General features: G+C 63.1%; 14 protein-coding genes. 4 read left to right on the plus strand and 10 right to left on the minus strand.

From position 1 onward, the window contains the following. Nucleotides 1–80: 80 nt before the first annotated feature. The 6 genes from ACUXVH_RS01715 to lptM are packed head-to-tail and all read right to left on the minus strand — an operon-like array spanning nt 81 to nt 4,673. On the minus strand, nt 81–785 hold the full coding sequence (locus ACUXVH_RS01715) for an HAD family hydrolase (protein WP_015637455.1): 705 nt from the start codon (nt 783–785) through the stop codon (nt 81–83). Further along, the gene (gene xerC / locus ACUXVH_RS01720) at nt 785–1,681 is read right to left on the minus strand and encodes a tyrosine recombinase XerC (protein WP_011064188.1); all 897 of its coding nucleotides are present in this window, start codon (nt 1,679–1,681) and stop codon (nt 785–787) included. Before xerC ends, ACUXVH_RS01715 begins: the two co-directional genes overlap by 1 nt. A gap of 2 nt (nt 1,682–1,683) precedes the next feature. After that, a complete protein-coding gene (locus ACUXVH_RS01725; RefSeq protein ID WP_011064187.1) occupies nt 1,684–2,409 on the minus strand; it encodes a DUF484 family protein in 726 nt (241 codons plus the stop codon). Between the two features lie 13 nt (nt 2,410–2,422). Then, complete coding sequence (gene dapF / locus ACUXVH_RS01730) at nt 2,423–3,253, minus strand: diaminopimelate epimerase (protein WP_011064186.1); 831 nt, start codon at nt 3,251–3,253, stop codon at nt 2,423–2,425. Between the two features lie 4 nt (nt 3,254–3,257). Further along, nucleotides 3,258–4,505 carry a diaminopimelate decarboxylase gene (gene lysA, locus ACUXVH_RS01735; protein WP_065365040.1) on the minus strand — a complete coding sequence of 416 codons (1,248 nt, stop codon included), beginning with the start codon at nt 4,503–4,505 and terminating at the stop codon, nt 3,258–3,260. Between the two features lie 9 nt (nt 4,506–4,514). Continuing rightward, on the minus strand, nt 4,515–4,673 hold the full coding sequence (gene lptM / locus ACUXVH_RS01740; protein WP_011064184.1) for an LPS translocon maturation chaperone LptM: 159 nt from the start codon (nt 4,671–4,673) through the stop codon (nt 4,515–4,517). A gap of 239 nt (nt 4,674–4,912) precedes the next feature. On the opposite strand from lptM, the gene cyaY reads away from it, so the two are divergent. The 3 genes from cyaY to rnk all read left to right on the plus strand — a co-directional run bounded on the left by cyaY (nt 4,913) and on the right by rnk (nt 6,039). Further along, nucleotides 4,913–5,245, plus strand: a complete 333-nt coding sequence (cyaY, locus tag ACUXVH_RS01745; RefSeq protein ID WP_011064183.1) for an iron donor protein CyaY — start codon at nt 4,913–4,915, stop codon at nt 5,243–5,245. A gap of 4 nt (nt 5,246–5,249) precedes the next feature. Further along, nucleotides 5,250–5,483: a DUF1289 domain-containing protein gene (locus ACUXVH_RS01750; RefSeq protein WP_015637452.1), complete on the plus strand. Its 234-nt coding sequence runs from the start codon at nt 5,250–5,252 to the stop codon at nt 5,481–5,483. Nucleotides 5,484–5,625: 142 nt separating this feature from the next. After that, entirely contained in the window at nt 5,626–6,039 is a 414-nt protein-coding gene (gene rnk, locus ACUXVH_RS01755; RefSeq protein WP_065365041.1) for a nucleoside diphosphate kinase regulator, read from the plus strand. 7 nt (nt 6,040–6,046) lie between these two features. Here the strand turns inward: rnk and ACUXVH_RS01760 are convergent, their stop codons facing one another. From ACUXVH_RS01760 to ACUXVH_RS01770, 3 genes are all read right to left on the minus strand, one after another. Next, nucleotides 6,047–8,893, minus strand: coding sequence for a class I adenylate cyclase (locus tag ACUXVH_RS01760; protein WP_065365042.1), 2,847 nt, complete (start codon nt 8,891–8,893; stop codon nt 6,047–6,049). 169 nt (nt 8,894–9,062) lie between these two features. Further along, the gene (locus tag ACUXVH_RS01765; protein WP_011064180.1) at nt 9,063–9,308 is read right to left on the minus strand and encodes a TIGR02647 family protein; all 246 of its coding nucleotides are present in this window, start codon (nt 9,306–9,308) and stop codon (nt 9,063–9,065) included. A 194-nt stretch (nt 9,309–9,502) separates the two neighbouring features. Further along, nucleotides 9,503–9,787 (minus strand): hypothetical protein, encoded by a 285-nt coding sequence (locus tag ACUXVH_RS01770; RefSeq protein WP_011064179.1) that lies wholly within the window; start codon nt 9,785–9,787, stop codon nt 9,503–9,505. Nucleotides 9,788–9,912: 125 nt separating this feature from the next. Here ACUXVH_RS01770 and ACUXVH_RS01775 point away from each other — a divergent pair, with 125 nt between their 5' ends. Beyond that, on the plus strand, nt 9,913–10,560 hold the full coding sequence (locus tag ACUXVH_RS01775) for a glutathione S-transferase (protein WP_065365043.1): 648 nt from the start codon (nt 9,913–9,915) through the stop codon (nt 10,558–10,560). Nucleotides 10,561–10,611: 51 nt separating this feature from the next. On the opposite strand, the gene argH is transcribed toward ACUXVH_RS01775, so the two are convergent. Continuing rightward, a complete protein-coding gene (gene argH / locus ACUXVH_RS01780) occupies nt 10,612–12,006 on the minus strand; it encodes an argininosuccinate lyase (protein ID WP_041120368.1) in 1,395 nt (464 codons plus the stop codon). Nucleotides 12,007–12,399: the final 393 nt, after the last annotated feature.

The raw sequence follows: 12,399 nt of genomic DNA on the forward strand, positions 1-12,399 counted from the left end.
TTTCATGGGCACCCTTCTCGGAAACGGCCCCGAGCGCCGGCGCTTGCTGTAGGAGCGAGCTTACTCGCGAAAGCGCCGGTTCAGGCGCCGCGATGCCAGCGGGCAAGCAGCCCGGGTAGTTCAATCAGGCTGCGGATCTCGGCGTCTGGAGCGCGTTCGGCTTCCCAGGTCTTGCCGTTGGGATTGAACCAGATCGCACGCAGCCCTGCCTGCTGTGCGCCGGCAATGTCATCCCCCGGGTGGTCGCCGATATGCACGGCGGTGTCGGCAGTCGCTTCGCCACGCTGCAAGGCTTCGTGGAACAGCCGGGCGTCGGGCTTGGCGATGCCGATGTCCTCGGCGCACAGCGCGAACTTGAAATAGTCCGCCAGGCCCAGGCGGCGCACGTCGGCGTTGCCGTTGGTGACCACGCCAAGGGCGAAGTGATTGGCCAGGGCTTCCAGGGTCGGCTGGACTTCTGGAAAGATCTCCAGCTGATGCCGGGCATGCAGGAAAACTTCAAAACTCTGGTCGGCCAACTGGTTGGCCTGGGCATGGTCATACCCGGCTTCTTCCAGGGCATGAAACAGCACCTGGCGGCGCAGGGCGCTGATTCTGTGCTTGAGGTTCGGCTGGGCGAGCAGCACCCGCTCGCGAATGGCCCACAGATGCTCCACCGGCACGCCTCCGAGATTCGGTGCGTGTTCGGTCAGCCACTGGCGCAGGGTGGCTTCGGCACTGACGATGACCGGTGCGGTATCCCACAGGGTGTCGTCGAGGTCGAAGGTGATCAGCTTGATGGTCATTACTCACCGCCTTTGTTGCGTTTGGCCCGTGGGTGGGCGCTGTCGTAGACCGCCGCCAGGTGCTGGAAGTCCAGGTGGGTGTAGATCTGCGTGGTCTTGATGTCCGAATGCCCCAGCAGCTCCTGCACGGCGCGCAGGTCCTGGGAGGATTCCAGCAAATGGCTGGCAAAGGAATGGCGCAGCATGTGCGGGTGCAGGTTCTGCCCCAGTTCGCGCTCGCCGGCGGCCTTGACCCGCAGTTGGATGGCCCGCGGCCCCAGGCGCCGGCCCTTCTGGCTGACGAACAGGGCACCATCAGGCGGGTTGCTCAGGGCGCGCAGGGGGAGCCATTGCTCCAGGGCTGACCGAGCCTTCTTGCCCACCGGCAGGACCCGGGTCTTGCTGCCCTTGCCATGGACCTGCACCAGGCCGTCCGCCAGGTCCAGCTGATCGAGGTTGAGGCTGGTCAGTTCGGAAAGGCGCAGGCCGCAGGAGTAGAAAAGTTCGAGAATCGCCTGGTCGCGGTGGGCCAGGAAGTCGTCTTCCACGGCGCCATCGAGCAACTGCAGGGTGCGGTCGGTGTCCAGGGTCTTGGGCAGGCGTCGTTCGCCCTTGGGCGGCGCCAGGCCGTTGGCCGGGTCGTGAGTGCACAAGCCTTCGCGGTTCAGGTAGTGGTAGAGCCCGCGTACCGCTGACAGCAGGCGCGCCAGGCTGCGGGACGACTGGCCCTGCTGGTGCAGGCGGGCAATCAGGCTGCGCAGGCCCTGGATGTCCAGGTCGGTCCAGCTGCGCACCTGCATTTTCTCGCAGAACCCCAGCACCTTCTCGAGGTCGCGCCGGTAGGCTTGCAGGGTGTGGGGCGACACCTGGCGCTCACTGCGCAGATGCGCGCAGTAGGCGTCCAGCTGTTGTTGCATGGTCAGCGTACCGAGCGCAGCGAATGGGTGAAGCGCGGCAGAACGCGGCCGGTGACTTCGGCGATGTAGTTGAGGAACAGGGTGCCCACCGAGCTCTTGTAGTGCTGCGGATCACGGCTGGCGATCGCCAGTACGCCATGCATGCCCTGATGCGCCAGGGCCACCACAGCGGTAGAACCGATCTGCTTGCGCTGCTCTTCGCCGAAAAGGAAATCCAGCTCGTGTTCGCGCAGGCTGCCGCTGACGCTCTTGCCTTCGGACAACAGGCCGCCGATGGCGCCCTGGGCTTCGGCGGCGGAGACCCAGCGACCCACCGGCATGGCGCTGTCGCTGAACAGGATCAGGCTGACGAAGGGCACCTGGAAATCCTGGCGCAGGCTGTCTTCGACGCTCATCACCACTTCTTCCAGGCTGGTGGCGTCCATCAGCGCGAGGATCAGGCGGCGGGTCTTGTCGAACAGCCGGTCGTTGTCCCGGGCCACGTCCATCAGCTGCGACAGGCGATGGCGCATCTCGATGTTGCGCTCGCGCAGGATCTTCATCTGCCGCTCCACCAGCGATACGGTGTCGCCGCGCTGATGGGGAATGCGCAAGGCCGGGAGCAGTTCATCGTGGTCGACGAAGAAGTCCGGATGGGCCTCCAGGTAGGCGGCGACGGCTGCCGCCTCCAGGTTTTCGGACGGTGATTGGTCGGGCGTTTCGGCAGGAACCTGCGGCTGATCAGTCATGGATTTCGCTCACTTAAAGACGCACCTGTCCTTCGTATACGCGCACTGCCGGGCCGGTCATCATCACCGGTTGGCCAGGGCCTGCCCATTCAATGGACAGGCGCCCGCCCGGCAGGTCGATCAATAGGGGCGAATCCATCCACCCCTGGCTGATCGCGGCCACAGCAGCAGCGCAGGCGCCGGTGCCGCAGGCCTGGGTTTCCCCGGCGCCGCGTTCCCAGACCCGCAGTTGCGCGCGCTGGCGGTCCAGGACCTGGAGAAAACCGACGTTGACCCGCGCCGGGAAGCGCGGGTGGTGTTCGATCTTCGGCCCCAGCTCGTGCACCGGCGCGCTGTTGATGTCATCCACCCGCAACACGGCGTGGGGGTTGCCCATGGACACCGCGGCCAACTGCACCTGGCGGCCATCGACGTCCAGGGTATAGCTGTCGGCCTGGGCCGGCGCCTGGAACGGAATGTCCGCCGGTACCAGGCGCGGCGCGCCCATGTTGACGCTGATCTGGCCGTCGTTGCGGATATCCAGCTCGATCACGCCGCTCTTGGTCTCGACGCGGATCTGGCGCTTGGTGGTCAGGCGCTTGTCCAGCACGAAGCGGGCAAAGCAGCGTGCACCATTGCCGCACTGTTCCACTTCGGAGCCGTCGGAGTTGAAGATCCGGTAGCGGAAATCCACATCCGGGTTGCTCGGGGCCTCGACGATCAGCAACTGATCGAAGCCGATCCCGGTATTGCGATCACCCCATTGTTTGGCGTGCTTGGGCAGAATATGCGCGTGCTGGCTGACCAGGTCGAGAACCATGAAGTCATTGCCCAGGCCGTGCATCTTGGTAAAACGCAGCAGCATGGTCTTACTCCGGCAGCAGGCTTTCGCCAGCGAATAACTCGGCTACCGTCTCGCGGCGACGTACTTCAACAGCCTGGTCACCATCGACCAGTACTTCTGCGGCACGGCCGCGGGTGTTGTAGTTCGAGCTCATGACGAAACCATAGGCACCAGCGGAATGCACCGCCAGCAGGTCACCCTCGGCCAGGGCCAGGGTGCGTTCCTTGGCGAGGAAGTCGCCAGTTTCACAGATCGGGCCGACGATGTCGTAGGTACGGGGTTCGGTATCTCGCGGGCGCACGGCGCTGACATCCATCCAGGCCTGGTACAGCGCCGGGCGGATCAGGTCGTTCATGGCGCCGTCGACGATGGCGAAATCCTTGTGTTCGGTGTGCTTGAGGTATTCGACCCGGGTCAGCAGGACGCCGGCGTTGGCCACGATGAAGCGGCCCGGTTCGAATACCAGGGCCAGGTCGCGACCGTCCAGGCGCTCGCGCACGGCCTTGACGTAGTCGGCGGCCAGCGGTGGCTCTTCGTCGCGATAGCGCACGCCCAGGCCGCCACCCAGATCGATGTGGCGCAGGTAGATGCCGCATTCACCGAGGCGGTCCACCAGGTCCAGCAGGCGGTCGAGGGCGTCGATGAAGGGTTCCAGGGTGGTCAGTTGCGAGCCGATATGGCAGTCGACACCGACGATTTCCAGGTTCGGCAGCTGCGCGGCGCGGATGTACACGTCCTCGGCGGTGGCAATGTCGATGCCGAACTTGTTTTCCTTGAGCCCGGTGGAGATATAGGGGTGAGTGCCGGCATCCACGTCCGGATTGACCCGCAGCGAGACCGGTGCACGAACGCCCAGCTCGGCCGCTACCAGCTGCAGGCGCTCCAGCTCTTCGGCGGACTCGACGTTGAAGCAGTGGACGCCGACTTCCAGGGCACGACGCATGTCGTCACGGGTCTTGCCAACACCGGAGAAGACAATCTTGTCGGCTTGCCCGCCCGCAGCCAGGACCCGCTCCAGCTCGCCCCGGGAGACGATGTCGAAACCGGCGCCCAGGCGCGCCAGGACATTCAGTACGCCCAGGTTGGAGTTGGCTTTTACCGCGAAGCAGACCAGGTGCGGCATGCCGGACAGGGCCTGGGCATAGGCCTGGTACTGGGCTTCGATGTGCGCACGGGAATAGACGTAGGTGGGCGTACCGAAACGTTCGGCAATGGCGGACAGGGCTACGCCTTCCGCGAACAGCTCCCCCTCGCGGTAGTTAAAAGCGTCCATGGTTTGCCCTTAGTAGGTGTCGTGCTTGTGCGACTGCGATTGCGACTTCGCCTGCTCTTCAGGGGATTTGCTGTCATCAGGCAGGTACAGCGGGCCTTTCTGGCCGCAGGCGGTAACGAGGCAAGCAACCGCGACGAGCGCAGCAAGGGAAGAGATCAGGCGCTTCATGGCGAAATCCTTGAGAATGCGTAAATTGCGCCCGAGTATACCGGCCACCCGGCAGCTTGCCTATGCAGCGTAACTCCCGTCCAGCGGGCCTTTGCCAAGGCCCGGCCGGTGGCTTTGGTCGGGCGGTCGTGCAATGGGCGTCGCATTTATTTCCTCGTTCGGTATCCTTTGCATTCGCCGGGGAGCGCCCGTATCTTGCGGCGCTTGAGCGTGAGTAGACACTTTTCGAGGTTCCCGCAATGAGTTTGACCGAAGCCCGTTTTCACGACCTGGTGGATGCCACCCAGCAGACGCTGGAAGATATTTTCGATGAGAGCGACCTGGACATCGACCTGGAAAGCTCGGCCGGGGTGCTCACCGTCAAGTTCGACAACGGCAGCCAGGTGATCTTCAGTCGCCAGGAGCCTTTGCGCCAACTCTGGCTGGCCGCGCGTTCGGGTGGTTTCCACTTCGACTACGACGAGGAAAGCGAGCGCTGGATGTGCGACAAGAGCGAAGAGCAGTTGGGGGAAATGCTGGAACGCATTGTCCTGGAGCAGGCCGACATCAAGCTCGAGTTCGAAGGGCTCTGATACCGTGACCCAGCCCGCCCCGGCCCGACCGCCCAAGCCGCTCTACAGCAACGTCAGCCCGGCGGTGAGTTCACCGTGCATCAGCCTTTGTCGCCTCGATGAGGAGAAGGTCTGTCGCGGCTGTTTTCGCCATGTGGAGGACATCCGTGAATGGCGTTCGGCCGATGATCAGCGCCGGCGAGTGATCTGCGCCCAGGCGCTGCAGCGCAAACAGAGTGCGGCGGCAGGCGAGATTTAGCTTCGTACTCGTACGGTTTGTTTATTCAGTGTGCTGTGATAGTGTCCAGCTTCGCCTCGCTACATCGAGGCCGGTGAGAACCCCGTCTTATTTGGCGGGGTTTTGCTTTTTTGTGCAGAAAAAATAGGAGTCAGCCAGGATCATGAGTACTGCACCATCCATCATCCTTACCCGCCTTGACGTGCAACGTCTGGAGCGCCTGATCGACAGTCTGGACGACTCGCTGCCAGGTGTCATTGCACTGCAAACCGAGTTGGATCGTGCCGAAACGCTGGTGGGTCACGATGAAGTACCGGCCGGTGTCGTAACCATGAATTCGCGTGTGCACTGCCGTGAAGAAAGCAACGGCAAGGACTACCACCTGACCCTGGTGTATCCACAGGACGCCAACGCCGACGAAGGCAAGATTTCCATCCTGGCACCGGTGGGCAGCGCTCTGCTGGGCCTGCAGGTAGGCCAGTACATCGACTGGCCGGCTCCGGGTGGCAAGACCTTGAAGCTGACCCTGCTGGAAGTTGAATACCAGCCGGAAGCCGCAGGCGACTACCACCTCTGATCCTTGGCTAGACCTGCTCGAGCGCGTCGTTCAGTGCGCGCTCCAGGCTGGCCTTGTAGCGCAGATACAGGATGCTCGGGCTTTGCACGTCACCGAGCAGCCCTGAAAGATCCAGGTCAGTGATGTAGCAGCGATAGCGCTCTGTTTCATGGCGCTGCCCGACGATTTCCTGGGCCACCGCGGCGAACAGTTGATCGCCATATTCCAGATCGGAAAACTCCCGTTGATTGCAGTACAGCGAGACCTGCACCTGGCCTGGTGCGGCCTTGCCGATGATCGCCTGCACGTCATAGAAGGCTTTGTCCACCGGCGTCGGTGGGGCTGGCCGCGGCTCTACCCGACGTGCGCGGCCCGTGCCTGAGGGCAGAATCTGCAAGTAGAGTGTGTCCAAAGGTTTCTCGGGCTGGTTGCTGTCCATCGGCAGCAGCGCCTCGCGGCGGTAGAGAATCGACTGCAGGAAGCGCTGCAGGGGCACCAGCAGGCTGTGTTCGTCGTGATAGGGCAGGGTCTGCTGCCACAGCGCGTTGTACTCATCGAGCACGTAAAGCTCCGCGTGCTCGTCGATGATCCGATAGAACACCTGGATGCAGTCCGGCTGGCCCATGGGCAGGATCAGCGCCAGGTCGTGGTCTTCCAGGGCCATCGGGTCAAGGTGCAGTGGGCTGTAGCGGCTCTGCTCCTGCCCCAGGTACTCCAGCAATGCGGCAGGGGTTGCCATGGCCCGGTGCCGAACCTGCCCGGGCACCAGTTCAAGCACGTGGTAGTGCTGCTGCACCTGGATCAGGTAGCGGTAGTTGAGCTGGCTGAGCAACAGGTTGTGCGCGGTTTCGAACAGTTCTTCCACCCGGCGGGCAATGAATTGCGCGCGGTTGTGACAGAAGCAGCGTACCCGCAGCCGCGGCTGCGTGCCGCCCGGCAGATTGTTCAGGTAGTCCCGCAGGCAGTCGAGCAGCGCATGCTCGGCGTCGTAGCGGCCGACCATTACCTCGTTCCAGCTATTGAGGGTGACCTGATCCAGGGTCAGCACCAGATTCTCGCGTACCCCGGCATAGCTCAGGGAGTCGGTGCGCTCGGTGGTCATCAGAATGTTCAGGTCGCGGTGGTGCTTGAGGGGGTCGACCCCGACGTTCACCAGGATCAGCACTTCGCCGGGCACGGCGGCGTGCAGCAACTGTTCCTCGCTGACCGTCGTCAAAGGCAGTGGCACGGTCTGCTGCAGGCTGCCCAGCAGGTTGAACAGTTCGAATTCGCTCAGGTCGCTGCTGCCCGGGTGCAGGGCCAGGCGGGTACTGCTGTCGATCACGCCGTTGCGATGGCACCAGGTAAGCAGCTCCAGCAGCTCGCGACTGCGCTTGATCGGGGCGAAATGCTCCCACTCCAGGGCGGTCAGGCTGCCGTTGTACAGCCCCCAATGGTTCTGTCCGGGTTCCTTCTTGTTCGGTGACTGCACCAGGGTCAGGGTGTCTTCAGCCAGGTCCGGGGCGATGCCGGGGTTGATGAACTCGATCTTCCCGGCCTTGCGCTCGAAGGCCGCGTACAGGCGCCGGCCCAGGACATTCAGGTCACGCTTGTTGATCAGGCTGGCGGCCTGCTCGGTGCGGGCGAACTGGGTCAGGAAGCGATAGCTGTAGTTGAGCTCGTTGACCAGGGCCCGGCGCTCGCTGCTGACCTGGCGCACCTTCCACTGGCTGCGGCTGTCCAGCAAGGCCAGTTGGCGTTGGTCCCAGCCCCATTCACTGGCCAGGCGCTCCAGTAGAGCGCGCTGCCAGTTCGGGCTGCGGGTGGCGTTGCCGACGGTAAGCTTGCGGTTGACCTTGAGGTACAGGCTGCGCCGTACCAGCTCCAGGCGCTCCGGCTCGCCGCGAGCCTTGAGGTATTCCTCGATGCGCCGGTAGACCACGATGTAGGGGTCCAGCTCATCCAGGTCCAGGCGGTTGGCAAACACCGCCTGCTTGAAGCGCAGGCTCAGGCACTGGACCTTGGGATGCTCGCTGGCATAGACCTCGATCAGCAGCAGCTTGAGTACGGACTTGTAGGGCGACTCGATGCCCTTGAACAGTTGCCACAGCCCGGCGCCGATGAACTCGCCGGGCGGAATGCGTGCCATGTGGCCCAGGTCGAGGTTTTCCTCGGCGGGGACAAAGCGCTTGGACAGCAGGGTGTCGATGTACTGTTCGTAACGGCGTTCTTCGTACACCGGTACTAGCCACCACAACGGCGTGCGCCCGGCCAGCCAGATCGCGGTGCGGTAGAACTCGTCCAGCAGCAGGTAGTGCTGGGTGGTGCCGCAGTCGTCCGAACTCAGCTGAGTGTCCCGCTCCCCGCGGACAAAGCGATTGGGGTCGATCAGGAAAAAATGAGCTTCAGCACCCTGGCCGGCCGCCCAGGTCTCCAGCAATTGGCACTTCTTCTGCAACTCGGCCAGCTCGTTTTCGCCCAGATCCGGCGCATGGCACACCCACACGTCCATGTCGCTCTGGTCTGCCTGGGCCAGGGTCCCCAGGCTGCCCATGAGAAACAGGCCATGAATCGGCCGTGGCGGGTTGCCGTGGCGCGGCTTGTAGGAAAACGATCGGGTCAGGCGCTGGGCTTCGGCCAGGGCCTGGGGGTCGGGTTCGTAGCAGGAAAGCCCCGCCGGGGTGGCTCCGGATACATAGCCGGGCAACAACGGGTGATTGACGTGAAAGAACAGCGGCAACAGGTTGAGGACCAACTGCTGGCGTGTCGACAGCCCTTCCATTGCCCGGGCCATGCGCCCTTCATTGAGCTTCAGGAAACGCGCGCGCAGTTGGCTGAGAACCTTGCGATCGATTCCTTCATCCAGATCGGGACGGATTTCATGGGTATGGGGCATTTCAAGCGGAGCTCGAACGTGGCGGTATTGAAGACGGCGAGCAGTTTACCGTCAGAAAGGGCTCAGCCTTAAACTGATTTTATTTTTTGACGCCAGATTTCTAGCGTATTCAGAAGGAGGCGCCTACGGAATCCGACAGACGGGAACCCCGCAGGCCGATGCAGGTTGTTCAGGCGACTTCTTTGACGTTCAGGATGGTCAGCAGGCCCTGGGCATGTTCAGCGGCGTCCCGCCCGAGGCTGGTCAGATAGCCTCCATCGGGTTGGGTGATCAGTTCCTTGTCAAACAGGCGTTGGGCGGCGGCGATGGCAGAAGGGGCGGCGGTCTGATGGATTTTCAGGCCTTCCTGGGAGTTGTCCAGGTTGAAGAGTGCAAGGATTTCCAGTTCGGCAACCAACTCAGGGGTATACGACATAAGGACTCCAGACTTTCTAGGAATTAGAGGTCAGCGTTCTTAAGGTGAACGCAGAAAGGCGGCGTGTCCAGCGTTCGCTGAGTAGTTTTATCCCCGGGTGCAGCGGTATTTGGCCGCAGGGTGGTGGCAGTGTAGTCGGGGCGCGAGGCACGGGCGGGAAAGAGTGCCGGAGCCTGCGCTCCGGCGGCGCGGTGTCACTGCTTTTCGGGAGGCAGTTCCGGCAGGGCGCGAAGGGCGGCTTCGTACCATTGGGTGTCGAAGGCGCGGTCCTGTTCGAGGATGGCGTCGATCTCGATCGCCAGTACATGGGCCATCAGATTGAGGATTTCTTCGCGCTCGTAGCCCACCAGGGTGAGCTTGTTGAACGTGGCCTTGGCCGCTGGTGGGTTGTCGCTTTCGATCTGGTTCTCGATCGCTTCGATCAGGGTATTTTCGGCGAACTCTTCTTCGTCGGTGTCGATATCGGTTGGCTCGCTCATGGCAGGCTCCTCAAGGAAAGGTCGCCAGTTTACTCGTATTCAGCGGCTCGATGCTGCTGGCCAGAGTGGGATTAACCTTCTATAAAAAACCCCTGCCAACCCCTGCACGGCCTGGAGGCTACGGGATGTTCAAGCTCTATGGGTTCGCCATCAGCAACTACTACAACATGGTCAAGCTGGCCTTGCTGGAGAAGGGGCTGCCTTTCGAAGAGGTGCTGTTCTACGCCGGCCAGAGCCCAGAGGCGCTGGCTATCAGCCCTCGGGGCAAGGTTCCGGTACTGGAGGTGGAGCAGGGCTTCATCAGCGAAACCAGTGCGATTCTCGATTACCTGGAGCAGGTGCGGCCGGCGCCGGCGCTGCTGCCGAAGGATGCGTTTGAACGTGCCCAGGTGCTGGCACTGGCCAAGGAGATCGAACTGTACATAGAGCTGCCGGCCCGGGCCTGTTTCCCCGAAGCGTTCTTTGGCGCGACCCTGCCCGAGGCGATCAAGGAGAAGGCCGGGATCGAATTGCTACAAGGCTTTGCCGCATTGCGCCGGCATGCCCGGTTCGCTCCCTATGTGGCGGGCACCAGCCTGAGTGTGGCGGACCTGTATTTTCAGTACAGCGTGAACCTTGCCCTGATAGTCGGGGACAAGTTGTTCGGAATCGATTTTTTGGCCGAGATGCCCGAGGCCCGGGCCTTGCTCGAGCGCCTGGAGCAGACCCCCAACGCCCGGCGCATCGCCGCTGACAAGGCGGCACTGATGGCCGCCAGAAGGTCAGGGCGCTAGGAACCTGCTCGCACCGGCAGAGGATGCCGGTGTGGGCAGGCTCGCAAGGGCTTAGCGGCTGGCCAGCAGGGCCTGGCCGCGGGCCACTGCCGCCCGGACCTGGGCCGGTGCGGTGCCGCCGATGTGGTTACGGGCATTCACCGAGCCTTCCAGGGTCAGCACGGCGAACACGTCCTGTTCGATCTGGTCGCTGAACTTGCGCAGCTCTTCCAGGCTCATTTCCGCCAGGTCCTTGCCGGTTTCCACGCCGTACTTCACCGCATGGCCGACGATTTCGTGACAGTCGCGGAACGGCAGGCCACGGCGTACCAGGTAGTCCGCCAGGTCGGTGGCGGTGGAAAACCCGCGCAGGGCCGCCTCGCGCATGATGGCGTGCTTGGGCTTGATGGCCGGGATCATGTCGGCGAAGGCCCGCAGCGAATCGCGCAGGGTATCGGCGGCGTCGAACAGTGGTTCCTTGTCTTCCTGGTTGTCCTTGTTGTAGGCCAGGGGCTGGCCTTTCATCAGGGTCAATAGGCCCATCAGCGCGCCGAATACCCGGCCGCTCTTGCCCCGTACCAGTTCCGGCACGTCGGGGTTTTTCTTTTGCGGCATGATCGAGCTGCCGGTGCAGAAGCGGTCCGGCAGGTCGATGAACTGGAATTGCGCGCTGGTCCACAGCACCAGCTCTTCGGAAAACCGCGACAGGTGCATCATTGCCACGCTGGCGGCGGCGCAGAATTCAATGGCGAAGTCCCGGTCCGAAACGCTGTCCAGGGAGTTGCCGCCCACGGCTTCGAAGCCCAGCAACTGGCAGGTCAGCTCGCGGTCGATCGGGTAGGTGGTGCCGGCCAGCGCGGCGCTGCCCAGGGGCATGCGGTTGGTGCGCTTGCGGCAGTCCACCAGGCGCTCGTAGTCACGGCTGAGCATCTCGAACCAGGCCAGCATGTGGTGGCCGAAGGTCACCGGCTGGGCAGTCTGCAAGTGGGTGAAGCCCGGCATGATGCTCTCGGCTTCACGCTCGGCCAGCTCCAGCAGGCCTTTTTGCAGGCGGGTAATTTCACCGAGGATCAGGTCGATCTCGTCCCGCAGCCACAGGCGGATGTCGGTGGCCACCTGGTCGTTGCGGCTGCGGCCGGTGTGCAGTTTCTTGCCGGTGATGCCGATGCGGTCGGTCAGGCGCGCTTCGATGTTCATGTGCACGTCTTCGAGGTCCACGCGCCAGTCGAAATGGCCAGCCTCGATCTCGCCCTGGATGGTCTTCAGGCCGTCGATGATGCTGTCGCGCTCGGCATCGGTGAGCACGCCGACCTTGGCCAGCATGGTGGCGTGGGCGATGGAGCCCATGATGTCATGGCGATACAGGCGCTGGTCGAAAGTGACAGAGGCGGTGAAGCGGGCGACGAAGGCGTCGACGGGTTCACTGAAGCGGCCGCCCCAGGACTGATTGGTCTTGTCAGTGCTCATGAATTCGCTCGTGATCTGCTGAAGGAAGATGGCGTGAAAAACAGGCGCCGATAATAACAGGGTTGCCCGGGCTGTCGCTGGCGCTGGTCGGCAGCTTTTTTCTGCGCCGGACGCCTGGGTGGCTTGTCGCCGGCCTCGGGGGCGCAGAGACTGAGGTCGGCGCAGTCGTAGGCGCTTCCTGCGAGGTGAGCGCCTTGAGTGCGGAAGCTGATATCGGTCAAACGATATTTATCGATTGAGCAATATCGTCTTGGCAACCGTCTACAGTTGGACAGGAGGACCGGCACAATTGCGTAACACCCCTCGCGTGTTCGCAGTGGGCCCCTCCAGCAAGTTCACACCGCACAGGGCCAGGCAATCCGTCCACCAAACGAGACGGGTGCGGGCAGGGTG

It is taken from the genome of Pseudomonas sp. 8(2025) (genome assembly GCF_052665325.1).